We start from the raw sequence: 23,570 nt of genomic DNA, 5'->3' as shown, positions 1-23,570 counted from the left end.
ATGTCTCAAAGCTCGATCCTATTGTCACTCCGCAATCGTTCACCACCCGCAACAAGGAGTGCCACCATGTCGCGTCTCTCAACCCCCAATCTCGAAACCGATACCGGCCCGTCCGGCCAGATCTATGCCCAGATCAAGAAGGCGATCGGCGGCGTCCCGAACACCTACGCGGCGATTGCCGCCCACGGTCCGGCCGCGCTCAAGTCGATCCTCGCGGCCGATGCCGTGCTGACTGGCGGCAGCCTGCCCCGGCGCGACCTGGAGGTCGTCAAGCTCGTGATCAGCGCTGCCGGCGGCTGCGATTATTGTGTCGCCGCGCACTCGCATCTCGCCAGGCTCGCCGGCGTGAATGCCGATGTGCTCAAGCAGATCCGCGACGGCGCGCCGACCAGTGACGCCAGGCGCGATGCGCTCGTGCATTTCGTGCGCAACCTCGCGCAGTCGAGCGGCACCGTCAGCGACGAGGATTTCGCCGCGATCAAGTCCGCCGGATACAGCGACGCGCAGCTGGTCGAGATCAGCCTGGCGTTTGCGACCACGATCTTCACCAACGTCTTCAACCGCATCAACGACACCGACATCGATTTCCCGGCGGTCGCCTGAAGCGACCGGGCGATGTCACGCAAAAGGATCACGACCATGACCACGCTTGCCAACACCACACAAAATCCGCTTGTCCGCGCGCTCGACAGGTCCGGCCTGCTGGCGGAGGATCTCGACTATCACGTCGTCCGGGCCGCGATGGTGATCATGTTCCTGTTCTTCGGTTACCAGAAGTGGTTTCCGTACGAATTCGAACGGCTGGTCCCGTTCATCAGCAACGGGCCGCTGATCTGGTGGCTGTATCCAGCGTTCGGCCACGCCGGCGCCAGCTACTTCCTCGGCGCCTCGGAATGGACATACGGTTCGCTGCTGCTCGCGGGCTTCTGGGACAAGCGGCTCGGCGTGCTCGGCGCCCTCGGCTCGACCGGAACCTTCATCGCGACGGTCACCATCATTCCCTTCATGCCCGATGGCTGGGACGTCGCCGCCGGTGGCTTCCCCGCGATGACCGGCAACGTGCCGTTCCTGATGAAGGACGTCGTTCTGCTCGCCGTCTCGCTCTACCTGCTGCGACAGGACGTGGTTCGTCTGATCAGGCAATAGCTGATCGCGATTGATCGCTGGTGGGCCTCGGGCGTGCCGGCGATCGCGCGTGGTATTGAGCAGACGCAGCATCTCTCTCGAACACAACGACATCGCAGTCACTATTGTTGCACCGGTCCGGCGGCCCTTGCCCTTGAAGGCCGAGCCATAACCCATTGCCGAACTTGCATAATGCGTTGAAAATCGGCCACGCGCTCCGCGCGATCGGCTGCGCTGTCGCCCGCTTGACGACCCATCGCCGCTTCCATGCACGAATGATCCATAGCTCTCCGGCCATGAACATAGTTCCGCCGCGCGGTCTGCGCTAAAAAGGAGCGCCGGTGTTGTTCTGGGGTGAGTTGATGAAGAAGAACGACGTCACATGCCCGCGTTGCGGGGCTGGATTCCGACGCCTTGAGCTGGCATCCAGGTCAGGAAGTGAGGGCGAATATCGCTGCCCGGTTTGCGAGACGACCCTCGAGCAGTTCGATGGCGACAAGCTCGTCGCTTACCGCCTGACCATTCAGCCCTCGATTCGCGGGTTGAAGACCTAGCGGCCCCGCTGGATGGAATGCCGCCGGAGCAAAATCTGGATCACGATCTCCGCTTCAGGACATAGCTGTCCATGATCCAGCCGTGCCGCTCACGCGCCTCGCGTCGCGCGGCGACGATGCGGGGGCCGACCTCTGCCAGTTCTCCCGCCATGACGATCTGATCGGGCATGCCGAGATAGGCGCCCCACCAGATTTGCAGCCCGGCAGGATCCAGCGTCTGGAAGGCGGCGCCGCCGTCGAGCATCACGACCACGGTGTCGACGCCGGGCGGCCAGCCGCCCTCGCGCAGCCGCCGGCCGGTCGTCACGAGGAATGGCTCGCCGATCTCATTGAGCGGCAGCGCATGCGCCGCGCACAGCGCCTGGATCGACGTGATGCCCGGGATCACCTCGATCGATGGCAGCGGATCGAGCCGGCGCGCAATCCGCAGGCTCGAATCGTAGAGCGAGGGATCGCCCCAGATCAGCAGGGCGACGCGTCCCTCCCCGCCGAGATGGCGCGCGATTTCCTGCGACCACGTCGCGGCGATCGCATCGTGCCAATCGTCCACACCCTTGCGATAATCCTCCTCACCGGCGTCACGCACCGGCAGGTCGAACTCGGCAATGCGTGTGCGGTCATTGGTCAACGCTTCTGCGCAGATGGTGCGACGCAACTCGGCGATATCCGACTTCGCCGTCCCCTTGCGCGGGATCAGGATCAGATCGGCGGCATTGATCGCGGCGGTCGCGGCGAAAGTGAGCTGCCGGGGATCACCACAACCGATGCCGATCAGAGACAGCGTCAACATGGCCGCGTCACCCTCGCTCCGGCGCCAGCGCACCGAACAGGATAACGGCAGCCGCCGTGGCCGCGCCGGCCTGCATGAGCCGGTCGGCCAGCGCTGTGATCGTGGTGCGAAGCAGCCGCTCGTCGGCGTGGCCGAGCGATTCCGCCAGCAGTGCGGGCGTGTCGGGCGCGAGGCCATGAGCGATCAGCCTTGCGGCCAATGCCGGGAAGGTCCGCCGCCCCATATAGACGACGGTGGTCGCTTCCGGATCGGCCAGCGCCGCCCAGTTCAGGTCCGCGGGCAATTCGCCCGTCACATCGGCGCCGGTGACGAACTGGACTCGGCGCGAGGTCAGCCGGCGCGTCAGCGGAATGCCGGCCTGCGCGGCGGCAACCGAGGCCGAGGTCACACCGGGAATGATTTCGTAGCCGATGCCGGCCGCGCGCAGCGCTTCGATCTCCTCCTCGAGCCGACCAAAAATGCCGGCGTCGCCGGATTTCAGCCGCACCACCCGCACGCCGGCGGCAGCATAATCGACCAGCAGCCGGCTGACATGGCGCTGCTTCGCCGACAGGCGGCCGGCGCGCTTGCCGACCGCGACGAGATTGGCGCCGGAGCGCGCGAGATCGAGGATCGCGCCCGAGGCAAGATCGTCATAGAGCACCACATCGGCCTCGCGCAGCCGCGCCGCTCCCTTCATGGTCAGGAGCTCGGGATCGCCGGGACCGGCCGAGACGAAGGACACGAATCCGCTCACCGGTCCTCCGCAATCAGATGGAAGAATGTACCCGTCGCACAGCCGCGCCGCGATCCGGTCTCCGCGACGATCGTACCGGTCGCATCACGCACCACCGCGAGCGGCGTGTCGGGCTGCGCGATGATCGTCGAATAGTGAAACTCGTGGCCGCGCAGGCGTGCGCCTGGGCCGTGGCCGGGCATCGGTGCGGCAAGCTCGGCGAGCCGGTAGCCCAGATGCATGCGGCGCCTGGCATAGCTCGTCTCAAGGCCGAGCAAGCCCGCCATCTCGTGACGCACGCCGTCGGCATCGGTCAACGCGGCGCCTAGCACCATGTAGCCTCCGCATTCGCCATGCACCGGCCGCGTCTCGGCGAAGGCGCGGAGCTGCCCGAGAAATCGCCTGTTGGCCGCAAGCCGGCCGGCATGCAGTTCGGGATAGCCGCCGGGCAGCCAGCACACATCGGCATCCGCGTCGGGGCCTTCGTCGGCAAGCGGCGAGAACGTCACGATCTCTGCGCCGGCCGCGCGCCAGGCTTCCAGCATGTGAGGATAGACAAAGGAGAACGCCGCGTCGCGCGCCAGCGCGATGCGCTGGCCGGGCGGCGTGATGACCAGGCTGGGCACGGCGGATTGCGGCGACCAGACCTCGGCCGATTTCAGCACGGCGTCGAGATCGATATGCTCGACGACAAAGCGCGCGGCTTCGTCAATCAGACCATCGATCTGAGCCTGCTCTTCGGCCTGCACCAGTCCGAGATGACGCTTCGGCAAGGCGATCTCGGCGTGGCGGGGCAGCGATCCTAACACCGGGATGCCCGCGCCTGCCATCGCACTCCGCACCAGGGCGTCATGCCGTGCGCTCGCGACGCGATTGAGGACGACGCCTGCAAGCCGTACGCCGGCGCGGAAATCACGCAATCCCGCCGCCACCGCCGCCGCCGTCTGCGCCTGACCGGAGGGATCGATTACCAGCAACACCGGCCACCCCATCATCTCGGCGATGTCGGCGGTGGCGCCGGTCCCCGAGACGCCGCGCGCCGCGACGCCGTCAAACAGTCCCATCGAGCCTTCCGTCAGCACGAGATCGGCATCCGCGCCGCGGCCTGCCAAATGCGCGATGGCTTCGCGCGCCATCGCCCAGCTATCGATGTTGACCGACGCGCGTCCGGTGGCGACCGCGTGAAAGGCGGGATCGATGTAATCAGGCCCGCTCTTGAGGCATTGCACCCTCACGCCGCGATTGCGATAAGCGCGCGCCAACGCCAGGGTCAGCGTCGTCTTGCCGACACCGGATGCCGGCGCAGAGATGACGAGCCCCGCGGTCATTGCGATGATTCCGGCGACGCTTCCGGAAAACGCGGCACCGCCCCGACCGGGCGGTAGCGGCGGTCGTAGTCGGCTGCATAGAGACGGCTCTCGGCGAATTCGTCCGCCCCGAGCGTCTTGCCGACCAGAATGAGCGCAGTGCGTTCGAGCTCGGGGCCGACGGCGGTATCGAGCGTCGCGAGCGTGGCGCGCACGATGCGCTGATCCGGCCAGCTCGCGCGCCAGACGATCGCAACCGGGCAATCCGCGCCGTAGTGCGGCGTGAGTTCGGCGATGACCCTGTCGAGCAGATGGATCGAAAGATGGATCGCCATCACCGCGCCGGTCGCGGCAAAGGCTGCGAGTGTCTCGCCATCAGGCATCGCGCTCGCCCGGCCCGGCGTTCGCGTCAGCACCACCGATTGCGCAAGGCCCGGCAGCGTCAGCTCGGCCTCCAGCGCCGCCGCGGCCGCCGAGAAGGCCGGCACCCCGGGCGTGACAGAATACGGAATCTGCAACGCGCGCAGCCGACGCAGTTGCTCGCCCATCGCCGACCAGACCGAGAGATCGCCCGAATGCAGCCGCGCGACATCCTTGCCCTCCGCATGCGCGGCAGCGATCTCGGCAATGATTTGGTCGAGCGACAGCGCCGCGGTGTTGACGATGCGCGCATCCGGCGGACAATGCGCCAGAACACCTGAAGGCACCAGCGATCCGGCATAGAGACAAACCGGGCACGAGGCGATGAGATCGCGCCCGCGCAAGGTCAGCAAATCGGCAGCGCCAGGCCCTGCGCCGATGAAATGCACCGTCATTCGCCGTCTCCTTCCGCGATCGCCGCGATGGCCATCCGATCCTGTGACGCGGTCCTGACCGAGATCAGGCGCGCACCGCGCCCTGCTGCAGCGATCGCCGCAGCTTCGGCGACCGAGCCCGTTCCGAATCTTGCCTTGATGAACTCGGATTGCGTTGCAGTCTTGATCTCGGCCAACGTCTCCGCGGGAATGCCCCGGATCGGTATTCCCAGTTGCTGCGCCAGCGCTTTCAACGCCGCCGCATCCGCCTTGTCACTCACTGTCGCAACGGCTGCAAGGCCGTCGGAACCGCCGGCCGCGTCGAGCGCGTCGCGCAAGGACGCGACACTGGTATTGCGCCTGAATCCGAGGCCAGCGACCTTCATCGGAGCGCGCTCCATTGCACGATCGGCCGCGCAGCCTTCCAGGCGCGATAGCGGCCCAATGGCTCGGCCTGCGCGATCTCGAGGCGCATCAACTCGCCGCCATGACGCTGGTGCAGATCGCAGAGCAGCGCCTCGGTCTCCAGGGTCACAGCATGCGCGACCAGCCGCGTGCCCGGCGCAATCCGCGACCAGATCGCATCGAACATCGCGGCGTCGAGGCCGCCACCGATGAACACGGCATCAGGCGCCGCGAGGTCCGATAAAGCGCCGGGCGCCTCGCCTTCGATAATGGTGATCCGATGGGTCAGGCCGAAGCTCGCTGCATTGCGGCGGATGTTGGCGGCGCGTTCGCGGCGGGCTTCGACGGCGATCGCCGTCCCACCACAGAGCGCCCATTCGATCGAGATCGAGCCCGAGCCCGCGCCGACATCCCACAGCCACTCACCGGGCCGCGGCGCAAGCGCCGACAGCGCAAGCGCGCGGACCGGCCGCTTTGTCAGTTGCCCGTCATGCACAAAGAGCGCATCGGCAAGTCCCGAGCTGCGTGCGATTCCCTGCTGTCCCCGCGCCTCCAGCGCGATTGCGACCAGGCTCTCGCTTGAATCACCCGCATACGAGTCGGCGCGATGCTGCGTGACGGACTCACGCGGTCCGCCAAGCGCCGCAAGCGTCCATATTGCCGACGCCCCCCAACCACGCTCCGTCAGCCAGCGCGCGAGATCGGACACCGCCTTGCCGTCGCGCAGCAGGCAGATGATCCGCGCATCGCGCACGAGATGCGGCAACAGCCGTTCGAACAGTGCGGCATGAAGACCGAGACAGACAGCATTCTCGATACGCCAGCCCAAACGAGCCGCCGCCAGTGAGAACGTCGACGGCGCGGAGTGCGCGACCCACTCACCGGCCTGCAGCTTCTCGACAAGGCTTCCGCCGACGCCATGCCAGAACGGATCGCCCGACGCGAGCACCACCGTCGGACGGCCGCGACAGCTCATCACGATGTTCGCATCGAACGGCACCGGCCAGACACGGCCGCGGTCGGCGATGCGGGCGAGCGCGAGATGCCGTTCGCCGCCGAAAACTGTTTCGGCGTCACGGAGCGCCTTTCGGCTTGCATCGGAGAGGCCGGCAAGGCCATCTTCGCCGATGCCGATGATGGTCAACCACGGATTACCCATGATGCGCGCCCTGATCCTGGGCGGAACGGCCGATGCCAATCTGCTCGCCGCTGCGATCGCAAGCGCGGGGATCGACGCGGTCTATTCCTATGGCGGCCGCACCCGTGCGCCGGCCGACCAGCCATTGCCGGTCCGCAGCGGTGGTTTCGGCGGCGTCAGCGGTCTTGCCGACTATCTGCAACGCGAAGCCATCACGCATGTGGTCGATGCGACGCATCCCTTCGCAGCCGAGATGAGCCGCAACGCCATCGCCGCCTGCGCGCAAAGCGCAACGCCGTTGCTCGCGCTCGAACGCGCGCCCTGGGACAAAGCCTCCGGCGATCGCTGGATCGAAGTCGCGGACGTCGTCTCCGCGGCCGCGGCCTTGCCGGACAGCCCCGCCTGCGTATTCCTCGCGATCGGCCGCCAGCACATCGCGCCCTTCGGCGCACGGCCGCAGCATGCCTATACGTTGCGTTTTGTCGACCCGCCCGACGAAACGCCGTCGTTGCCCAACGCGGACGTCATTGTGTCGCGCGGACCTTTCACGCTCAAGGGGGAGCTCGCGATGATGCGCGCGCGTCACATCGAATGGATCGTCGCCCGCAATTCCGGTGGAACCGGCGCGCGCGCCAAGATCGACGCCGCCCGCGCGCTCGGCCTTCCCGTCATCATGATCACGCGGCCGCTGCTGCCCGACAGACCACGGGTGGAAAGCGTGAGCGAGGTGATGCAATGGCTCGGTCATCGGACCCGCCTCGGCGCATAGACCCAGCGGCCGACCCGTCGTGTCGCCGAATTGCCGACGATCACCAGCGTCCGCATGTCGGCCATCTCTGGCCGCGCGTCGCGCAGTTCGACCGTCTCGATCCGCTGCCCGGGCGTGCTGACGGAGCGCGCAAAAATCACGATGCGCTCGTCGCAGCCCGCCTCGCGCAAGATCTCGAGCGCGCGACCAAAACCGTCCGGCCGGCTGGCCGAGCGCGGATTGTACATCGCGATCGCGAAATCCGCTTCGGCCGCAAGCCGTAGGCGCTTCTCGATCAGCGCCCATGGCTTGAGATTGTCGGAGAGGTTGATCGCGCAGAAATCATGACCGAGCGGCGCGCCGGCGCTTGCGGCTGCCGCCAGCATCGCCGTCACGCCGGGCAGAACGCGGATCGGCAGGTCGTGCCATTGCGGCGCGTCCTCCAGCGCTTCGAACACGGCCGATGCCATCGCAAACACGCCGGGATCGCCCGAGGACACCACGACGACGTGGCCCCCTTCCGACGCGAGCCGCAACGCGTCAGCGGCGCGCTGCAACTCCACACGATTATCCGAGGGATGCAGCGTGAGCCCGGCGCGCGGCGGCACGCGCGTCACATAGGGCGCATAGCCGACGATGTCGGTCGCAGCCGCGAGCGCAGCAGCGACCTCCGGCGTGATCAGCGCCTCATTGCCCGGTCCAAGCCCCGCGATGGTCAGCGTGCCGGTCATTGCGCGGCCTCCCTGCGCCGTCCTTGCCCATGCACCAGCACGATCGCAAAATACGGACACTCGGCCTTGCCGATATCCGCAAGCCGTGCGACGCGCTGATCCGGCATGGTGCCGCGTTCGACGAGCCACGCATCATCGAGGCGCCCCGCGGACGCCAGCGCGCGGCGAATCTTCGGAAGATTGCGACCAGTCTTCATCACAACCAGCGCGTCGGAGCTGCGCATCCGCTCGGCGAGCTCCGGCTCCGGCAGCGTCCCCATCAGAACGGTCGTCACATCGTCGGCCAGCGCAATCGGCTGCCCCACCGAATTCCAGCAGCCGACCATGCCGGGAATGCCGGCGATCACCTCGATCTCGACACGACCCTGCAGCCGCGCATGCAGATGCATGAACGAGCCATAGAAATAGGGATCGCCCTCGCAGAGCACGACGATGTCGATCGCGCGCGCAATTCGCGCCAGGCGCTCCGCCCATTCGTCATAGAAGTCGGCAAGCAGCCGCGCGTAGTCCGGACTGTCGAACGCGATTTCCGTGGTGACCGGATATTCCATCGGATATTCGCTGACGTCAGCGGCGAGCAAGCCCTCGACAATGCGGCGCGCCTGCCCCGGCTGGCCCTTTTTGCGAAAGTAAGCGACATGCTTCGCGGCACGCACCATGCGGTCGGCGCGCACGCTCATCAGGTCCGGATCGCCTGGGCCGAGGCCGCAGCAGATGATACGTCCCATCGCTATTCGCTCCGGCTCGCCAGCGCATTGACGGCGGCAACCGTGATCGCCGAACCACCGAGCCGTCCCTCGACCGTCAGCGCCGGCACGGGGGGCTCAGCCATCAATGCCGCCTTGGATTCCGCCGCGCCGACAAAGCCGACCGGACAGCCGATGATCGCCGCCGGCCTTGGGCAATCGGTATCCTCCAGCATGTTGAGCAGATGGAACAGCGCCGTCGGCGCGTTGCCGATCGCGACGATGGCGCCGCCCAGATGCGGCCGCCACAGCTCGAGCGCCGCCGCGGAACGCGTGTTGCGCATCGATTGCGCGAGTGCAGGCACCTTGACATCACCGAGCGTGCAGATGACGGCATTACCCGCCGGCAGCCGCGCGCGCGTAATTCCTTCCGATACCATGCGCGCGTCGCAGAGGATTGGCGCGCCCTCCTGCAAGGCGGCTCGCGCGCGCGCAGCCATGCCCGATGTGAAGCGCACATGCGCTTCCAGGCCCACCATGCCGGCGGCATGGATCATGCGCACGACCACCGGCTCTTCGTCTGGCGTGAAGCGGGCAAGGTCGGCTTCGGAGCGGATGGTGGCAAAGGACTGGCGATAGATCGTCGCGCCGTCAGTCTCGTAGACGTGCGGCATCAATGGCCTCCCGTCAGCACGGAGGGATTGGCGACGAGGTACGAACTGGTCAACCCTCGGAGCACCGGCGCATCCCGCGTCGTGCCGCGGCGGATCAGATCAAAGCCGTCAATCGTCGCAACGAGGGTGACATCCAAAGGACCGGAATGGGCGCAGCCCTTGGCGCAGCCGGAGACGTGGAGCCGCGCATCGGGTGGGACATGCCGCGCGAGCGCCGATGCCAGCATACGCGTGTCCGCATGCGCATCGCCGCAGCGCGGTGCGCCGCTGCAGGCGACCACGCGCAGCCTCGGATCGCCGGCATCAGTCACGAGGTCCGCCCCACCGGGCATCTCGCGCATCCCCTCCACCAGCATCATCCGCCACGGCGTCATGCGGAGAGCCCGCGCGCTCGCAGCGAGATCGCGGAGCGTCTGGTGCGGCATCTGCCCGAAGGCGACGCCAACCATCGCGCCGATTGGATAGATGCCCGGCACAGGACTCGATGATTGGCCCACGGGCTCGGCATCACCGCGAAGCGACTGCGGCAGGCTCGCGCCGCCGGCGAGATGAACCGCCATCCGTCGCCGCTCACCCCTGGTTCCGCCGGAGGTGACAAACCATTCGGCTAGGGCCAGCGCAACCTGAGTGGCCTCGCTCCGCGTGACGGAGAGGCCGACTTGCGCGCCGTCGGCACGTACCAGCAAGCCGCCGTTGCGATCGCGTTCGATCCTGATATCCGCCGACGCGCCAGCCAGCACGCGCGCATTGCCATCATCGATTGCGAAGCCGAACTTGGTTGGAAGATCAAGCGAGGCGCCGGCAAGCCCCTGCTCAAGCTCGGTCGCAAGCGAGCGCGTCTCGTCGGCAGCAGTCCAGAACGGCGTCACCAGAATGTTGCGCTGCGCCTCGGTATTCGAGTCTGTGTCCAGCAACCCGAGCTCAGCGAGCCCATCGACCAGGCGCGGATAAGCTTCATCGCTGACGCCGCGGATCTGGAGATTGGCGCGGCTGGTCAGGTCGATCAGGCCGTTGCCGTATCGCGCCGCCAGCTCGGCGATTCCCGCTGCCTGCGCCACGTCCAGCCGTCCGCCGCGCGGGCGAATGCGCACCACGAGGCCATCGCCTGATAGCATCGGCCGCAGCGCGCCTGGACACCAGCCCTTGACTGCAACCGCGCTCATGAGGCCTCCTGCAGCGCAGCCGCGATCGAATTGCGCCGTGTCGGCCAGAGCGAGGCTTCATGCAATCTCATGAAGCAGGTTTCGATCGCAGCCAGCGCCGCCGGATTCTCGCGCGCCATGAAGCCGCGAACTTCGTCATTGCCGAGTGTCGCATCGTAGTAGAGATCGAACAGATGCGGCGGCACCGCGTCGGCGAGATGGGCGAACGCCGCCATGTGCTCCAGCGTCGCCGATATCTCGGCGGCACCACGGAAGCCATGGCGCATCATGCCCGCGATCCAGGCAGGGTTGGCGGCACGCACCCGCACCACCCGCGAGATTTCCTCGATCAACGCCCGGGCATGCGGCTGATCCGGCCGCGTCGCATCGAGGTGATAGAGCGATGGGGCTTTCGTGCCAAGGCGCCGGGCAGCCGCCGCGATGCCCGCCTCGTGCGCGGCATAGTCCGCCGCCAGCAGCAGATCGGTCTCCGGCAAATCCTGAGTGTGAACAAAACTGTCCGCAGCCGCGAGCCGCGCCTCGATGCCGGCGCGATCGGGCCGCATCTCGCCGTCGGATGCGAGAGCCCACGACGATGCCGACAGCCAGGCTTCGCCGGCCGCCTCGCGCGCCTCCTCGGTGAAGACATCTGACAGCGACGCAATGCCAACGCCATAATGTCCGGGGCGAGGACCGAACACGCGCGCGATGCGCTGCCGGTAAGGATTCTCGTCCGCCTCGTCGCTGCGTTCGGACAACGCCTCCGCCGCGGCTTCGAACAACTGGGCCAGCCCTGAGAAGACGTCGCGGAACAGCCCCGACACCCGCAGCGTGACGTCGATGCGCGGCCGGCCGAGTTCCGCCGGCGCGATGATGTCGTAGCCCGACACCCGCCCCGAGCCGTGATCCCAGCGCGGCGCGATGCCCGCGAGGTGCAAGGCCATCGCAAAATCCTCGCCGGCGGTGCGCATCGTCGAGGAGCCCCAGAGGTCGACCATGAGTCCCTTCGGCCAGTCGCCGTGATCCTGCAAATGACGGCGCAACAGCTCCTCGGCGAGTTTCACGCCTTGGGCATGCGCCGACGGCGTCGGCACCGCGCGCGGATCGACCGCAAACAGGTTGCGTCCAGTCGGCAGCACGTCGCGGCTTCCGCGATAGGGCGAGCCCGACGGCCCCGGCGCCACGCGCCGACCCGCGAGCGCATCGCGCAGCGCCGCCTTCTCCGCCTCGCCGCACGCACCCTGCCCGAACACATGCAAACCGTCGCCGAACTGGCTTTCCTTGAGGTCGCAGACGAAACGATCGATCTGCGGAATGGCCTCGGCCGACGAGACCGGCGCGGCGAGACCGAGATCGTCTTCCAGCCCTGCGATGCGTGCTTCGTCGCGGATCGCGGCGATCAGGCGCTGCCGCCGCGCCGGATCGAGACCATCGGCGGTCGAATACTCATCGAGCAAGCGCTCGAGATTGCGCAGGCCTTCCGGCACCGCGGCCTTCGCGAGCGGCGGCGGCAGATGACCGATCGTCACGGCACCGATCCGGCGCTTGGCCTGCGCCGCCTCGCCGGGATCGTTGACAATGAAGGGATAGACAACCGGCAGATCGCCGATCAGCGCCTCCGGCCAGCATGCGGACGACAGCGCAACCGACTTGCCGGGCAGCCATTCCAGCGTTCCATGCGCACCGATGTGGACGACGGCATCGATGGCCTGCTGCCTGAGCCACAGATAGAACGCGACATAGGCATGGCGCGGCGTGCGCGCCAGATCGTGATAGTCGGCGTCGCGCCGCCCCACCTCGCCGCGCTCCGGCTGAACGGCAATGACCGATTTGCCGCAGCAGATCGCCGCGAAATGAAATGCGCCGTCACGGCAATCGGGATCGTCCTCCGGCGCGCCCCATGCGCGGCCGACATCATCCTGCAGTTGCCGCGGAAGGCCGGAAAGCGCTGCACGGTAGTCGGCGACGTTCCACGTCAAAGTCCTGCGCAAAAGAATGTCGCCCAGCGACGCCACCGGCTCAACATCAAATCCCGCAGCCGCGAGATCGGTCAGCAATGCCTCGACCGAGGCAAGCGCATCGAGGCCGACGGCATGCGCGATCTGATGCGGCCGGCCGGGATAGTTCGAGAGCACCAGCGCGAGCCGCTTATCCTGTGCGTGCTTGCCGGCAAGCCGATGCCAGGCGGCCACGCGTGCGGCAATTGCAGCGACGCGCTCGGCATCCGGTCGATGCGCAAGATGCACGAATTGCAGCTCGGGATCGCGCTCACCAGGCGATTTGAAGCTGACGACGCCCGCGAACAGGCGGCCATCGACCTCCGGCAGCACCACATGCATCGCGAGATCGCCGGGCGAAAGCCCGCGAAGCGACAAGGCCCAATCCTCGCGCCGTGCTGTCGACAGCGCGACCTGGAACACCGGGCATGATGCAGCGTCGAACGGCGTCGCGCCGTCGTCATCGGCTGCGGAAAACGCGGTCGCATTTACGATGGCCGCTGGAGCGCATTGCGCAAACTGAACGCGCAGCCGATCGGCCACGCCCGCCGCCTTCAGCGAGGTGACGAAGACACCGTGGACATCAAAGCCCTTCTCGCGCAACGCGTCGATCAGAGCATCGACCGGCGCCGTGTCGCCGGCCGCGAGATAAGAACGATAAAACGTCACCAGCACCCGCGGCCGGCCATCCGGTGCCGGCAACGCCGCGACGGCACCGCGCCGGGGATCGTAGACGCCGATCTCGGGAAGATCGATCTCGCCGACCACCGGCCCGGCATAGAGTCCGGACGCCAGCGCCAGTTGCGCGATCACGGCCTGCGCGGCAACGGGGCCGCCCTTGTCGCACAGCACCTTCAGACGGCGCAACGTCGAGACCGGCAAGGTCGAGAATTCATCCAGCCGCTGATCGTCGCGGCCATCGGCCGGCAGCACGACCAGGGCGATGCCGCGCTCCTTCGCCAGCCGATGCACCGCGGCCAACCCGTATGACCAATAGGGCTCGCCGCCGATCAGCCGCACCAGAATGCCGCGCGCGTGCGACAGCGTCCGCTCGATGTAGGTATCGACCGACAGCGCATGGCGCAACTCCGCGAGATTGGCGAGCCGCAGCGACGGCAACGCAGCGCGGCCGCGCCGCCAGCCGGCCGCGAAGGCAGCAAGATCGCTGTCGGAAAACGACAACACCACGAGATCGGCCGGATCCTGGCCGAGGTCCCTTGGCGTCGCGGTCTCCTCAAGGCCGCGGCTCTCGCGGAAGACGACGTGCATCAGACACCAAGCCGTGCCCTGATCGCGGCTTCATCGATGTCGGCATGTTCGCCGATCACGACGAGCTTCGACTGCCGCGCCCGGGCGCCCCAGGGCATGTCGAACTGATGCCGCACCCGCTCGCCGACCGATTGCACCAGCAGCCGCATCGGCTTGCCCTCGACCGCGATGTAGCCCTTGGCACGCAGCACATTCTGCTCGCGCGCCAGCCCCTTGATCGAGGCGACCAGCGCGTCGACATCCGAAACTTCCGGAAGATCGATCACGACGGAATTGAAATCGTCGTGCTCGTGTTCCTCCTCGCCATCGTGATGCGACGGCCGCGCCGCGAGGTCGTTTTCCGCCGCCGCCTCGAGCCCGAGGATCACGCGTGCGTCGATCGTGCCGTCGACGACGGGCAACATCGGCACCTCGCGCGGCATCTCGGCCGCGATCACCTCTTTCGCCGCCTTGATTCCTTCCGCCCCGGCGAGATCGGCCTTGGTCAGCAGCACGAGATCGGCACAGGCGATCTGGTCCTCGAACACTTCCGACAGCGGCGTCTCGTGGTCGAGATTGTCGTCCGCCGCACGCTGCGCATCCACCGCGGCCGGATCAGGCGCAAACCGGCCGGCGGCGACGGCCTCGGCGTCGGCGAGCGCGATCACGCCGTCGACCGTGATCCGCGAACGAATCTCCGGCCAGTCGAACGCTTTCAGCAGCGGCTTCGGCAGCGCGAGCCCCGAGGTCTCGATCACGATGTGATCGGGCTTCACCGGGCGTGCGAGCAACTGCTCCATCGCCGGGATGAAATCGTCGGCGACGGTGCAGCAGATGCAGCCATTGGCGAGCTCGACGATATTCTCGGCCGGACAATTGGCGTCGGCGCACGACTTCAGGATGTCGCCGTCGACGCCTTCGCTGCCGAATTCGTTGACCAGCACCGCGAGCTTCTTGCCGTTGGCATTGCGGATCAGATGCTGGATCAGCGTCGTCTTGCCGGAGCCGAGAAAGCCGGTCACGACCGTGACCGGAATTTTGGCGAGCGTGTTCATTCTGCGGCCTCCGGCACGACGGGAAGAGGTGGAATGCGGGCGAGCGATTGCTTGCGGAAGATTTCCGGACGGCTGCGCCACGGCACGATGCCGTCGGGCGCCGCCGCATACGCGGAGGCACCGGCGATCACATCCGCGGCATTATCGGCGGACAGTCGGCCGTAGACATAGGACCAGCGCCCCGGCGCGCTGAGCGCGACTGAGCACCCTTGGCTGCAGGCCGACAGGCATGCGACGGGAACCAGATTGACGTCATCGGGCACGCCGGCCTCGACAAGCGCGGCATGCAGGCGTGCACCGGGCGCGAGCTCACCTTCCGCCGGCGTCTGGCCGGCGCGGCAGGTGATGCAGACATGAAGTGTAACGCTCATCGCCCTTCCTGGATTGACAGCGGGAAGCGATGAGGCACACGAACCGATTTTGGACAGGTTCGTTCCCCGTCGCGGAACACCCCGTCCGCCGGTTTCACAACATGCTGCGTTGGCAGGTCTCCCGGCTTGCGGAGCAGGTTTTACCCTTCGATGCCCACCTTCCCGACTCCATGGAATCAGTGGCTTGGGCATCTCTCCGGTCACGGTCGCGGGGGCGGCTGCGCTTCGGGCCCGATTTAGCGGAGCCCTATCGCATTCCCTCTTCGCCTGTCGTAGGACAGGAACCAACGCGGGACCACCATTCGTCCAAGCCTCGCACTTGTCAAGCCGAAGGAACGTGATGATTTCAGATGGAAACGACGCTGAAGACGGCACCGTCGGCACCGATCTTTCGCTGGACACGCGCCACGCGGACAAGATGGCGAAAAAAAAGGCCGCCCGCGACCGCATCATGGCGACCAAGAGCGGTGAAAAGGGCCTGATCATCGTTCATACCGGCGCCGGCAAAGGAAAATCGTCCTCCGCGTTCGGCATGATCGTGCGCTGTGTGGCGCACGGCTTTCCCTGCGCCGTGGTGCAGTTCATCAAGGGCGCCTGGGATACCGGCGAACGCCGCCTGCTCACCGGGCATTTCGGCGATCTCTGTCAATTTCACGCCATGGGCGAAGGCTTTACCTGGGAGACGCAGGATCGCGCCCGCGACATCGCGGCAGCGCAAGCCGGCTGGGAAAAGGCCAAGCAGCTGATCGCAGACCCGAGCCTGCGCATGGTCGTGCTCGACGAGATCAACATCGCGCTACGCTACGAGTACCTCGCGATATCAGATGTCGTCGACTTTCTGACCACGTCGAAGCCGCCGATGACCCATGTCGTGCTCACCGGGCGCAATGCCAAGGATGAATTGATCGAGATTGCCGACCTCGTCACCGAGATGACGCTGGTGAAGCATCCGTTCCGCTCAGGCATCAAGGCCCAGCCGGGCGTCGAGTTCTGACGGACATCACGATGGCGCGCGCATTGATGATCCAGGGAGCCGGCTCGGACGTGGGCAAATCGCTCATCGTCGCCGGCCTCGCGCGCGCCGCGCGACGACGCGGCCTGCGCGTGCTGCCGTTCAAGCCGCAGAACATGTCGAACAACGCCGCCGTGACCGTCGACGGCGGCGAGATCAGCCGCGCGCAGGCCTTGCAGGCCCTCGCCGCGGGCGTCGAGCCGCACACCGACATGAACCCGGTGCTGCTCAAGCCCGAAACCGATGTCGGCGCCCAGATCATCGTGCACGGCAAACGGATCGCCACCGCACGCGCGCGCGAATATGCCGCCATGAAACCATCGCTGATGGCCGCGGTGCTGGGGAGTTTTGCGCGCCTGAAGCAGCGCGCCGATCTGGTGCTGGTCGAGGGCGCCGGCAGCCCCGCCGAGGTCAACTTACGCAAGTCCGATATCGCCAATATGGGGTTTGCACGCCGGGCCGACGTGCCCGTGGTGCTGGTCGGCGACATCGACCGCGGCGGCGTGATCGCGCAGCTGGTCGGCATCAAGGCGGTGATCGATCCTGATGATGCCGCGATGATCCAGGGCTTTGTCATCAACAAATTCCGCGGCGATCCGACATTGTTCGACGACGGCTACCGCCTGATCGAAGAGCGCACCGCCTGGCGCGGGTTTGGCGTGCTGCCCTGGTTCGTCCGCGCCGGCGAACTTCCGGCTGAAGATGCGCTCGGGCTCGGCGAGTCGCGCAAGCCGGGCCAGTGCAAGATCGCGTTCCTTGCGCTGCCGCGGATCGCCAATTTCGACGACCTCGATCCGCTGAAGCTCGAGCCCGGCGTCGATCTCATGATGGTGCGTCCGGGCGAAGCCGTCCCGGGTGATGCGAAGCTCGTCATCCTGCCCGGCTCGAAATCGACCCGCGGCGATCTCGCCTTCCTGCGCGCGCAGGGCTGGGACATCGATCTCCTCGCTCATCGTCGCCGCGGCGGCCATGTCCTCGGCCTGTGCGGCGGCTACCAGATGCTCGGACAGAGCGTCGCCGACCCCGATGGGATCGAGGGTCCCGCCGGTGAAACGCGCGGCCTTGGGCTGCTCGATGTCACGACCACCATGACCGAACAGAAGACACTGACGCGCGTCAGCGCAGTGCATGAAGCGACCAGCCAGCCGATCAGCGCCTACGAGATCCATATCGGCCGCACCGACGGCCCGGATCGCGTGCGTCCTTTTGCATCGCTTGATGGCGCGCCGGAAGGCGCCATTTCGAGTGACGGGCGCGTTCACGGCAGCTATCTGCACGGACTGTTCGCCTCGGACGAATTTCGCAAGGCCTTCCTCGCGCAACTCGACTTCGCGGCGGCTGATCAGCCCTACGGCGCCAGGGTCGAGAGCGCGCTCGACGCGCTTGCCGGGCACATCGAGACCCATCTCGATGTCGAAGGCCTGCTCGCGCTGGCGCGTTAAAGCGAGATAATTCCTGGGTCGAACAGCGACGGCGCTGTACCCCCTCTCCCCGTTCTTCACGGGGAGAGGGTCGGGGTCAGGGGCCGTCTCCGCATATCCGGTGATAGCTGCGTTCGCGGAGACTCCCTCTCACCCGGAACGCATCTGGCGATGCGTTCCGACCTCTCCCGGCACGCGGGGCGAGGCGACGCTGAGATCGTCGCTAGACCGAAGACAGCACGGCGGAAAGGCGAGACCATTCGGCCTCGCTGCCCGGCAAGCCGAGCCGCAGCCATCCCGGCTTTTGCTGGAAGACCCGCGACCAAATCTGCGCACGCGCAAGTATCTCCTGCGCGGCCAACGCATCGTCGGTCTGGTACAGCCGGAACAGCAACGTGCCGCCGACCAGCGTCCAGCCCTGCGATCGCGCCATTGCGTCGAGCCTGACGCAGTCGTCTACCAGCCGCGCGGCCGTGGCCTTGGCCCAGTCGTGATCGAGCAACGCGCGCCGTCCGATCGCAATCGCGGCGCCCGAAACCGGCCATGGGCCCGCCATCGCGGCAAGCGCGGCGATGTCCGCCTCGCTGCCGATCGCAAAGCCGAGCCGCAAGCCGGCAAGTCCGTAGAACTTTCCGAAGGAGCGCAGGATCAGGAGCCCCGCGCGTCCTGCTTCCGGTGCAAGGGACAGGTCAGGAACGGCATCCGCAAAGCTCTCGTCGATGACGAGCCGGCCAACGCGCGGCAGCAGTGCCAGCAACTCGCGCCGGTCATGGCGTCGTCCGTCGGGATTGTTCGGGTTGACGACGACGGCAATGTCCACACCCGCGAGCGCGGCGAGATCGGACACCTCGGCAACATCCCAGCCGGCGGCCGACAACACCGCGGCATACTCATTGTAGGTCGGCGCCAGAATCCGCGCCCGCCCCTTGAGCGCCAGATGCGGCAGCAACTGAATGGCGGCCTGCGCACCGCCCGTCGCCACGATCGGCGCGTCGGTCGCGTAGGCCTGCCGCGCGGCGTCGTGCAGCGATTCAAGATCGAATCGCGACGGCAACGCGCTCCAGTGCCGCGGCTCGACATCGACCAGGGGATACGGCACCCGATTGATCCCGGTCGACAGGTCGATCCAGTCGTCCGCAGCGCCGCCGAAGCGCTGCCGGGCGACATCAAGATTCCCGCCGTGCTCACGCATACGCCGCTCCTTCACGCCAGCGCCAGGACCAGCAACGCCCCGGCCAACAGAATCATGGCGTAACGATAGAGTTTCAGCCCGGTGAGGACGTCAGCGGCAGCCGGATCGCGCGCCCCCTCGTTCAGCCAGGGCTCATCGGCGATGTGACCATGATAGATGCGAGGACCGCTGAGCCGCACGCCGAGCGCGCCGGCCATCGCGGCTTCCGGCCACCCGGCATTCGGCGAGCGATGCCGCTGCGCATCGCGCAACACGCATGACCACGCCTGCGAACGGTTCGGCGCGAGCAGCACGAACAGAACACCCGTCAACCGTGCCGGAACGAGATTGGCGAGATCGTCGATCCGGGCGGCCGCCCAACCAAAGGCTTCGTGCCGTTCGGTACGATGACCGATCATGGAGTCCAGCGTGTTGATCGCCTTGTAGCCAAGGATTCCCGGCAGGCCGAACAGCGCGCCCCAGAACACCGGCGCCACGATGCCGTCGGATGCATTCTCGGCGAGGCTCTCGATGGTGGCGCGCGCGATGCCGGCGTCATCGAGCATTGCCGGATCACGCCCGACAATCTGCGCAACCGCCGAACGTGCGGCCGCAATGTCGCCGGATACAAGAGGATTGGCCACCGCGGCGACGTGGTCATGCAGCGAGCGCACGGCAACGAGCGGCCACGTCAGCACACCGACAAGGACAACGCGCACCCATCCGGATGCGAGCACAGACTGAACGGCCCAACCGAGCCCAATCACCAGCGCGATCACCGAAACGGCGGCCGCGACGCCAGCCACGCGACGAAACGCCGGCGGATCGGAGGCGCGGTTCCAGGCGCTATCGACGAGATGGATCAGCCGGCCGAGCCAGGTCACGGGATGGCCGATGCGGGCAAACAGCCACGCCGGCCAGCCGATCAAGGCATCCATCGCCATCGCCACCGCCATCGCTCCCGCAAAACCCACTTGACCCTCTCCTCGCCGCGGTCCCCTGATGCGCAAGACATCGGCCGAGCGCAAGCCCTCCGTGACGGATTTCGGCTTTGTCTTTCTCCGCGATTGGTGGTTAGAGCGTTTCCGAGCGAAGTGCGTACTGGTCGCACAGGAGATGATATGGCCGTCATTCTGATCACGGGGGGAGCCCGGTCCGGCAAAAGCCGGCGCGCCGAACTTCGTGCGCGCAGCTTTCCGGGACAGCCGATCTATATCGCGACCGCCGAGGCGCTCGACGCAGAAATGGATGAGCGGATCGCCAGACATCGCGCGCGGCGCGGCAGCGACTGGATCGAGCGCGAGGTGCCGCTCGATCTGGTTGAAGCGGTGTCCGGGACCGATGGCGCTGGTGCGAGGCTGGTCGATTGCCTGACGCTCTGGCTATCCAATCTGCTGCATGCCGGGCGCGACTGGTCGCAGGAAGTGACTCGGCTGGCGGATGCGCTGTCGCGCCAGCGCGGCCCGGTCGTGCTGGTCACCAACGAGGTCGGTCTCGGCATCGTGCCGGACAATGCATTGGCGCGGGCTTTCCGCGACGCCGCAGGAATCATGAACCAGACTATCGCCGGCATCGCGGACGAGGTTGAGTTCGTCGTTGCGGGCCTGCCGATGAAGCTTAAATGAAGTCCGAGATCGATCCTGCCAAAGGCCCCGCAATGGTCTCATTCGATGATACGTTTCGCCGGCAGCTGCACGAGCTGTTCGTGTGGCGGCGGGACGTGCGGCGGTTCCGAACCGATCCGCTGCCGGATGGCACGATCGAGCGGCTGATCGAGATCGCCTGCCTGTCGCCTTCGGTCGGCCTGAGCCAGCCCTGGCGGTTTGTCATTGTCGACGACGAGGCACGGCGCCGCGCTGTCATCGACGACTTCAAGGCCTGCAACGCCGATGCGCTGCGGTCCTATTCGGGCGAGCGCGCCGCAAAATATGCCGCATTGAAATTATCAGGCCTCGAGGAGGCGCCGGGCCATCTCGCCGTGTTTGCCGAGAAGACCGACCGGATCGGCGCCGGTCTCGGCCGCGCGACGATGCCGGAGACGTCGGAATATTCCGTGGTGGCCGCGATCTGCTCGATGTGGCTTGCCGCGCGCGCCGAAGGCATCGGCATCGGCTGGGTGTCGATCCTCAATCCGGAACGCATTCATGGCGTTCTGGAAATCCCGGACTCCTGGAAATTCATCGGCTATCTCTGCATCGGTTACCCACAGACCGAGTGCGACCGTCCGGAGCTCGAACAGGCCAAGTGGGAATCGCGGCGAGGTCCGGATGAATTCACCATCCGACGCTGACCGCCTCCCTGCCGGCGACTGCGCCCCAAGCTGTGACGCGCACTGGCGCGCCGACATCGCCTCGCTGGTCTTTCCCGTGCCGGAGCACCGCGCCATCTGCGCCGTGCATCGGGGCGCGTTTCGCACGCTGCTTGGCACCGATCCGACGGTGGACGCATGTCTCGCCCATTTCAGGCGGTTTGAACCAGCCTTCAAGGCAGCCGCACACGCCAAGATCGAGCGCAAGCGCATTCCCCTTGGAACAAATTTGCATCTTACCAGTCGCGACATCACCCGAAAGCTGCTAGAAGCCGATCAAATCGAATGTGGAGAACGACCATGAGCCAGTCCCGGACCGCGCAAACCCAGGTTACTCAAGCTCAGGTCACGCATCTGCCAATCGCTACCCGACAGGTTGGACGGCTTGCACAGTCGTTGATGGCCATGACGTTCGGCCTGTTCATTGTCGGCGTGGTCGGCTTCTCGCACATCGACGTGATCCACAACGCCGCGCATGACGTGCGCCATTCCAACGCCTTTCCCTGCCACTGATCTCGTTGGCATGAGCACGTTTCGCTCGATCGTCTTCTCGTCGGTCATTGCCGGGTTCATCGTCGGCCTGGTCGTCACGGCGGTCCAGCAATTCGGCACCGTTCCCCTGATCCTCAGGGCCGAGGTCTACGAGAAGGCGGCCACGCACAAGCACGAAGCCGCCGCGCCACCGCAGGCGATCCTCGTCCATGATCATGCCGATCATGATCATGGCGCGGAGGCCTGGGAGCCGCGCGATGGATTGGAACGCAACGTCTATACCGCGGGGGCAAACATCCTGACCGCGATCGGTTTTGCGCTTCTGCTCTGCGGCTTCGTCGCGGTTCGCAGCGGCGCGACCGGCGAGCAGATGTCGTGGCATGAAGGCTTGATGTGGGGCCTCGCGGGTTTTGCCGTCTTCACCATTGCTCCGGGCCTCGGACTGCCGCCTGAATTACCGGGCGTTCCCACCGCTCCATTGCTCTCGCGCCAGATCTGGTGGGTGACGGCGGTGCTGGCGACCGCAGCCGGCCTCGGGCTGATCGTGTTCCGGCGCTCGGTGCCGGCCGCCATCGCCGGCGTGGTCCTGATCATGCTGCCGCATCTGATCGGCGCGCCCGAGCTGGAGCATGTCGAGACCAACGTGCCCTCGTCGCTGTCGCACCAGTTCGTGGTCGCCGTCACGCTGACCAGTCTGGTGTTCTGGTCCCTGCTGGGCAGCCTGACGAGCGCCGCATTCGCCTATTTCGACCGGCAAGGCCCATCGCAAGGCTCATCCGCTCGCGGGTGACAGCCGCTGCCTGAAAAACGCCAGGATCTCATCGCGGGCCGCGATGGTCGGCTGGCCGGCCTCGTCGATCAGATGCACGGTCACGACGCTGTGCGGTGTCGTGACGAAATTCCGGAAGAACGGCGGCACATCGCGGTTCGCCGCGCTGTCGGGAAGCACCCGCCCGATGAATCGATCGCCGAGCGCCTCGCGATAGGCCGCAAAGCGCTGCGCCATGCAGAACTTGTCACCCTCAAAGCGATAGGCCAGCACGGTCAGGTCTTCGCGCTCCAACCGCTCGCGCACCGCTTTGACTTGCTCCGGCGCGATCTCGATGCCCGCCGGATCGTTCAATGGCAATGACGGCTGCGAAAGCACCGGCGCCAGCATCGACGGCTCCAGCATCATGGTGAGCGCGAAATTGCCGGTAAAGCACATCCCGATGGCCCCGACACCGGGACCGCCGCATTCGCCATGGGCAAATCGGGCCAGCGCGCGCAGCCATTGCGTCACGGGACTGGACTGGTTTGCGGCCATCGCACGAAACTCCGCGCTGACGCAGGCGCGCTGAAACACCGCGGCACCCTGCTCTGCGCTCGCAATAGCGCCGTCGCGGCCGAACAGCGACGGCATATAGACGGTGAATCCGGCATCGCGAACCCAGCGGGCGAAGCGCGCCACATGCGGGCTGATGCCCGGCATCTCCGCCATCACGATCACCGCAGGACCTCCGCCGCCAACATGGACGGCCTTGCCGGCACCATCGAGGGTAATCTGGCGGCGCTCGAAATCCTCGAGCGGATCGTCCTGGGTCATCGGCCGGTTCGTCATCGGCGGTCCTCCTGATCGGGATCGGCAGCGTCTCGGCGTCAGAGTTGCGATTTTCCGACTGGGCAGCTAGTGTCAAAAACGACATT

Annotated in this window: 27 protein-coding genes and 1 riboswitch; of the genes, 11 read left to right on the top strand and 16 right to left on the bottom strand. The window is 66.6% G+C overall.

Annotation, left to right across the window (positions count from 1 at the left end):
• Nucleotides 1-66: 66 nt before the first annotated feature.
• The 3 genes from ACVWY5_RS11910 (at nt 67) to ACVWY5_RS11900 (ending at nt 1,679) form a co-directional block, all read left to right on the top strand.
• Nucleotides 67-603, top strand: coding sequence for a carboxymuconolactone decarboxylase family protein (locus ACVWY5_RS11910; RefSeq protein WP_028331444.1), 537 nt, complete (start codon nt 67-69; stop codon nt 601-603).
• 36 nt (nt 604-639) lie between these two features.
• Nucleotides 640-1,146: a DUF417 family protein gene (locus ACVWY5_RS11905; RefSeq protein ID WP_028331445.1), complete on the top strand. Its 507-nt coding sequence runs from the start codon at nt 640-642 to the stop codon at nt 1,144-1,146.
• A gap of 341 nt (nt 1,147-1,487) precedes the next feature.
• Nucleotides 1,488-1,679, top strand: coding sequence for a hypothetical protein (locus ACVWY5_RS11900; protein ID WP_028331446.1), 192 nt, complete (start codon nt 1,488-1,490; stop codon nt 1,677-1,679).
• Nucleotides 1,680-1,719: 40 nt separating this feature from the next.
• Here the strand turns inward: ACVWY5_RS11900 and cobF are convergent, their stop codons facing one another.
• The 6 genes from cobF to ACVWY5_RS11870 are packed head-to-tail and all read right to left on the bottom strand — an operon-like array spanning nt 1,720 to nt 6,849.
• Nucleotides 1,720-2,469: a precorrin-6A synthase (deacetylating) gene (gene cobF / locus ACVWY5_RS11895; RefSeq protein WP_028331447.1), complete on the bottom strand. Its 750-nt coding sequence runs from the start codon at nt 2,467-2,469 to the stop codon at nt 1,720-1,722.
• A gap of 7 nt (nt 2,470-2,476) precedes the next feature.
• Nucleotides 2,477-3,205: a uroporphyrinogen-III C-methyltransferase gene (gene cobA / locus ACVWY5_RS11890; protein ID WP_028331448.1), complete on the bottom strand. Its 729-nt coding sequence runs from the start codon at nt 3,203-3,205 to the stop codon at nt 2,477-2,479.
• Nucleotides 3,202-4,512 carry a cobyrinate a,c-diamide synthase gene (locus tag ACVWY5_RS11885; RefSeq protein ID WP_028331449.1) on the bottom strand — a complete coding sequence of 437 codons (1,311 nt, stop codon included), beginning with the start codon at nt 4,510-4,512 and terminating at the stop codon, nt 3,202-3,204. Before ACVWY5_RS11885 ends, cobA begins: the two co-directional genes overlap by 4 nt.
• Nucleotides 4,509-5,306: a precorrin-4 C(11)-methyltransferase gene (cobM, locus tag ACVWY5_RS11880; RefSeq protein WP_028331450.1), complete on the bottom strand. Its 798-nt coding sequence runs from the start codon at nt 5,304-5,306 to the stop codon at nt 4,509-4,511. The genes ACVWY5_RS11885 and cobM overlap by 4 nt, the downstream gene beginning before the upstream one ends.
• A complete protein-coding gene (locus ACVWY5_RS11875; RefSeq protein WP_028331451.1) occupies nt 5,303-5,671 on the bottom strand; it encodes a cobalamin biosynthesis protein in 369 nt (122 codons plus the stop codon). The genes cobM and ACVWY5_RS11875 overlap by 4 nt, the downstream gene beginning before the upstream one ends.
• Nucleotides 5,668-6,849 (bottom strand): bifunctional cobalt-precorrin-7 (C(5))-methyltransferase/cobalt-precorrin-6B (C(15))-methyltransferase, encoded by a 1,182-nt coding sequence (locus tag ACVWY5_RS11870; protein WP_028331452.1) that lies wholly within the window; start codon nt 6,847-6,849, stop codon nt 5,668-5,670. Before ACVWY5_RS11870 ends, ACVWY5_RS11875 begins: the two co-directional genes overlap by 4 nt.
• Between ACVWY5_RS11870 and ACVWY5_RS11865 the strand changes: the two genes are divergently transcribed.
• Nucleotides 6,848-7,597, top strand: coding sequence for a cobalt-precorrin-6A reductase (locus ACVWY5_RS11865; RefSeq protein WP_028331453.1), 750 nt, complete (start codon nt 6,848-6,850; stop codon nt 7,595-7,597). The two genes, ACVWY5_RS11870 and ACVWY5_RS11865, sit on opposite strands and share 2 nt — an antisense overlap.
• Here the strand turns inward: ACVWY5_RS11865 and cobJ are convergent.
• The 7 genes from cobJ to ACVWY5_RS11830 are packed head-to-tail and all read right to left on the bottom strand — an operon-like array spanning nt 7,573 to nt 15,480.
• Complete coding sequence (gene cobJ / locus ACVWY5_RS11860) at nt 7,573-8,307, bottom strand: precorrin-3B C(17)-methyltransferase (protein ID WP_028331454.1); 735 nt, start codon at nt 8,305-8,307, stop codon at nt 7,573-7,575. The genes ACVWY5_RS11865 and cobJ overlap by 25 nt on opposite strands.
• The gene (locus ACVWY5_RS11855; protein WP_028331455.1) at nt 8,304-9,035 is read right to left on the bottom strand and encodes a precorrin-2 C(20)-methyltransferase; all 732 of its coding nucleotides are present in this window, start codon (nt 9,033-9,035) and stop codon (nt 8,304-8,306) included. The genes cobJ and ACVWY5_RS11855 overlap by 4 nt, the downstream gene beginning before the upstream one ends.
• Before the next feature lie 2 nt (nt 9,036-9,037).
• Nucleotides 9,038-9,667 carry a precorrin-8X methylmutase gene (locus ACVWY5_RS11850; protein ID WP_028331456.1) on the bottom strand — a complete coding sequence of 210 codons (630 nt, stop codon included), beginning with the start codon at nt 9,665-9,667 and terminating at the stop codon, nt 9,038-9,040.
• Nucleotides 9,667-10,830, bottom strand: a complete 1,164-nt coding sequence (gene cobG / locus ACVWY5_RS11845; RefSeq protein WP_028331457.1) for a precorrin-3B synthase — start codon at nt 10,828-10,830, stop codon at nt 9,667-9,669. Before cobG ends, ACVWY5_RS11850 begins: the two co-directional genes overlap by 1 nt.
• On the bottom strand, nt 10,827-14,075 hold the full coding sequence (gene cobN, locus ACVWY5_RS11840; protein WP_028331458.1) for a cobaltochelatase subunit CobN: 3,249 nt from the start codon (nt 14,073-14,075) through the stop codon (nt 10,827-10,829). The genes cobG and cobN overlap by 4 nt, the downstream gene beginning before the upstream one ends.
• Complete coding sequence (gene cobW / locus ACVWY5_RS11835; protein ID WP_028331459.1) at nt 14,075-15,109, bottom strand: cobalamin biosynthesis protein CobW; 1,035 nt, start codon at nt 15,107-15,109, stop codon at nt 14,075-14,077. The genes cobN and cobW overlap by 1 nt, the downstream gene beginning before the upstream one ends.
• Nucleotides 15,106-15,480 (bottom strand): DUF1636 family protein, encoded by a 375-nt coding sequence (locus ACVWY5_RS11830; RefSeq protein WP_028331460.1) that lies wholly within the window; start codon nt 15,478-15,480, stop codon nt 15,106-15,108. Before ACVWY5_RS11830 ends, cobW begins: the two co-directional genes overlap by 4 nt.
• Nucleotides 15,481-15,574: 94 nt before the next feature.
• Nucleotides 15,575-15,784: riboswitch (cobalamin riboswitch) on the bottom strand.
• Between the two features lie 36 nt (nt 15,785-15,820).
• Between ACVWY5_RS11830 and cobO the strand changes: the two genes are divergently transcribed.
• Both cobO and ACVWY5_RS11820 read left to right on the top strand, forming a co-directional pair.
• Nucleotides 15,821-16,474: a cob(I)yrinic acid a,c-diamide adenosyltransferase gene (cobO, locus tag ACVWY5_RS11825; RefSeq protein ID WP_051375969.1), complete on the top strand. Its 654-nt coding sequence runs from the start codon at nt 15,821-15,823 to the stop codon at nt 16,472-16,474.
• Between the two features lie 11 nt (nt 16,475-16,485).
• Nucleotides 16,486-17,934 carry a cobyric acid synthase gene (locus ACVWY5_RS11820; protein ID WP_028331462.1) on the top strand — a complete coding sequence of 483 codons (1,449 nt, stop codon included), beginning with the start codon at nt 16,486-16,488 and terminating at the stop codon, nt 17,932-17,934.
• Nucleotides 17,935-18,136: 202 nt separating this feature from the next.
• On the opposite strand, the gene cobD is transcribed toward ACVWY5_RS11820, so the two are convergent.
• Complete coding sequence (gene cobD, locus ACVWY5_RS11815; protein ID WP_028331463.1) at nt 18,137-19,105, bottom strand: threonine-phosphate decarboxylase CobD; 969 nt, start codon at nt 19,103-19,105, stop codon at nt 18,137-18,139.
• Nucleotides 19,106-19,116: 11 nt separating this feature from the next.
• A complete protein-coding gene (gene cbiB, locus ACVWY5_RS11810; RefSeq protein ID WP_028331464.1) occupies nt 19,117-20,058 on the bottom strand; it encodes an adenosylcobinamide-phosphate synthase CbiB in 942 nt (313 codons plus the stop codon).
• A 147-nt stretch (nt 20,059-20,205) separates the two neighbouring features.
• Between cbiB and cobU the strand changes: the two genes are divergently transcribed.
• From cobU to ACVWY5_RS11785, 5 genes are read left to right on the top strand one after another with little or no spacing between them, the layout of a single operon-like run.
• Nucleotides 20,206-20,709: a bifunctional adenosylcobinamide kinase/adenosylcobinamide-phosphate guanylyltransferase gene (cobU, locus tag ACVWY5_RS11805; protein WP_028331465.1), complete on the top strand. Its 504-nt coding sequence runs from the start codon at nt 20,206-20,208 to the stop codon at nt 20,707-20,709.
• A gap of 32 nt (nt 20,710-20,741) precedes the next feature.
• Nucleotides 20,742-21,374: a 5,6-dimethylbenzimidazole synthase gene (bluB, locus tag ACVWY5_RS11800; RefSeq protein ID WP_028331466.1), complete on the top strand. Its 633-nt coding sequence runs from the start codon at nt 20,742-20,744 to the stop codon at nt 21,372-21,374.
• Entirely contained in the window at nt 21,352-21,696 is a 345-nt protein-coding gene (locus ACVWY5_RS11795; RefSeq protein WP_080666910.1) for a hypothetical protein, read from the top strand. The genes bluB and ACVWY5_RS11795 overlap by 23 nt, the downstream gene beginning before the upstream one ends.
• Entirely contained in the window at nt 21,693-21,905 is a 213-nt protein-coding gene (locus tag ACVWY5_RS11790; protein WP_244978649.1) for a CbtB domain-containing protein, read from the top strand. The genes ACVWY5_RS11795 and ACVWY5_RS11790 overlap by 4 nt, the downstream gene beginning before the upstream one ends.
• Nucleotides 21,906-21,915: 10 nt before the next feature.
• Nucleotides 21,916-22,674 carry a CbtA family protein gene (locus ACVWY5_RS11785; protein WP_028331467.1) on the top strand — a complete coding sequence of 253 codons (759 nt, stop codon included), beginning with the start codon at nt 21,916-21,918 and terminating at the stop codon, nt 22,672-22,674.
• On the opposite strand, the gene ACVWY5_RS11780 is transcribed toward ACVWY5_RS11785, so the two are convergent.
• Nucleotides 22,657-23,484: a dienelactone hydrolase family protein gene (locus ACVWY5_RS11780; RefSeq protein ID WP_028331468.1), complete on the bottom strand. Its 828-nt coding sequence runs from the start codon at nt 23,482-23,484 to the stop codon at nt 22,657-22,659. The genes ACVWY5_RS11785 and ACVWY5_RS11780 overlap by 18 nt on opposite strands.
• Nucleotides 23,485-23,570: the final 86 nt, after the last annotated feature.

The organism is Bradyrhizobium sp. USDA 3256 (assembly GCF_054058275.1).
The sequence above is the reverse complement of the archived record's forward strand: the minus strand, read 5'-3'. Positions and strand labels throughout refer to the sequence as shown.

Bases quoted from the DNA above. Each gene is read 5' to 3' on its own strand.
- bluB (WP_028331466.1), top strand. From the start codon at position 20,742: ATGGTCTCATTCGATGATACGTTTCGCCGGCAGCTGCACGAGCTGTTC.
- cobO (WP_051375969.1), top strand. From the start codon at position 15,821: ATGATTTCAGATGGAAACGACGCTGAAGACGGCACCGTCGGCACCGAT.
- cobJ (WP_028331454.1), bottom strand. From the start codon at position 8,307: ATGACCGGCACGCTGACCATCGCGGGGCTTGGACCGGGCAATGAGGCG.
- ACVWY5_RS11865 (WP_028331453.1), top strand. From the start codon at position 6,848: ATGATGCGCGCCCTGATCCTGGGCGGAACGGCCGATGCCAATCTGCTC.
- ACVWY5_RS11780 (WP_028331468.1), bottom strand. From the start codon at position 23,484: ATGACGAACCGGCCGATGACCCAGGACGATCCGCTCGAGGATTTCGAG.
- cobF (WP_028331447.1), bottom strand. From the start codon at position 2,469: ATGTTGACGCTGTCTCTGATCGGCATCGGTTGTGGTGATCCCCGGCAG.
- ACVWY5_RS11855 (WP_028331455.1), bottom strand. From the start codon at position 9,035: ATGGGACGTATCATCTGCTGCGGCCTCGGCCCAGGCGATCCGGACCTG.
- ACVWY5_RS11870 (WP_028331452.1), bottom strand. From the start codon at position 6,849: ATGGGTAATCCGTGGTTGACCATCATCGGCATCGGCGAAGATGGCCTT.
- cobN (WP_028331458.1), bottom strand. From the start codon at position 14,075: ATGCACGTCGTCTTCCGCGAGAGCCGCGGCCTTGAGGAGACCGCGACG.
- cobU (WP_028331465.1), top strand. From the start codon at position 20,206: ATGGCCGTCATTCTGATCACGGGGGGAGCCCGGTCCGGCAAAAGCCGG.
- ACVWY5_RS11905 (WP_028331445.1), top strand. From the start codon at position 640: ATGACCACGCTTGCCAACACCACACAAAATCCGCTTGTCCGCGCGCTC.
- cobG (WP_028331457.1), bottom strand. From the start codon at position 10,830: ATGAGCGCGGTTGCAGTCAAGGGCTGGTGTCCAGGCGCGCTGCGGCCG.
- ACVWY5_RS11885 (WP_028331449.1), bottom strand. From the start codon at position 4,512: ATGACCGCGGGGCTCGTCATCTCTGCGCCGGCATCCGGTGTCGGCAAG.
- ACVWY5_RS11910 (WP_028331444.1), top strand. From the start codon at position 67: ATGTCGCGTCTCTCAACCCCCAATCTCGAAACCGATACCGGCCCGTCC.
- ACVWY5_RS11830 (WP_028331460.1), bottom strand. From the start codon at position 15,480: ATGAGCGTTACACTTCATGTCTGCATCACCTGCCGCGCCGGCCAGACG.
- ACVWY5_RS11790 (WP_244978649.1), top strand. From the start codon at position 21,693: ATGAGCCAGTCCCGGACCGCGCAAACCCAGGTTACTCAAGCTCAGGTC.
- cobM (WP_028331450.1), bottom strand. From the start codon at position 5,306: ATGACGGTGCATTTCATCGGCGCAGGGCCTGGCGCTGCCGATTTGCTG.
- cobD (WP_028331463.1), bottom strand. From the start codon at position 19,105: ATGCGTGAGCACGGCGGGAATCTTGATGTCGCCCGGCAGCGCTTCGGC.
- cobW (WP_028331459.1), bottom strand. From the start codon at position 15,109: ATGAACACGCTCGCCAAAATTCCGGTCACGGTCGTGACCGGCTTTCTC.
- ACVWY5_RS11875 (WP_028331451.1), bottom strand. From the start codon at position 5,671: ATGAAGGTCGCTGGCCTCGGATTCAGGCGCAATACCAGTGTCGCGTCC.
- ACVWY5_RS11820 (WP_028331462.1), top strand. From the start codon at position 16,486: ATGGCGCGCGCATTGATGATCCAGGGAGCCGGCTCGGACGTGGGCAAA.
- ACVWY5_RS11900 (WP_028331446.1), top strand. From the start codon at position 1,488: ATGAAGAAGAACGACGTCACATGCCCGCGTTGCGGGGCTGGATTCCGA.
- ACVWY5_RS11795 (WP_080666910.1), top strand. From the start codon at position 21,352: ATGAATTCACCATCCGACGCTGACCGCCTCCCTGCCGGCGACTGCGCC.
- ACVWY5_RS11785 (WP_028331467.1), top strand. From the start codon at position 21,916: ATGAGCACGTTTCGCTCGATCGTCTTCTCGTCGGTCATTGCCGGGTTC.
- ACVWY5_RS11850 (WP_028331456.1), bottom strand. From the start codon at position 9,667: ATGCCGCACGTCTACGAGACTGACGGCGCGACGATCTATCGCCAGTCC.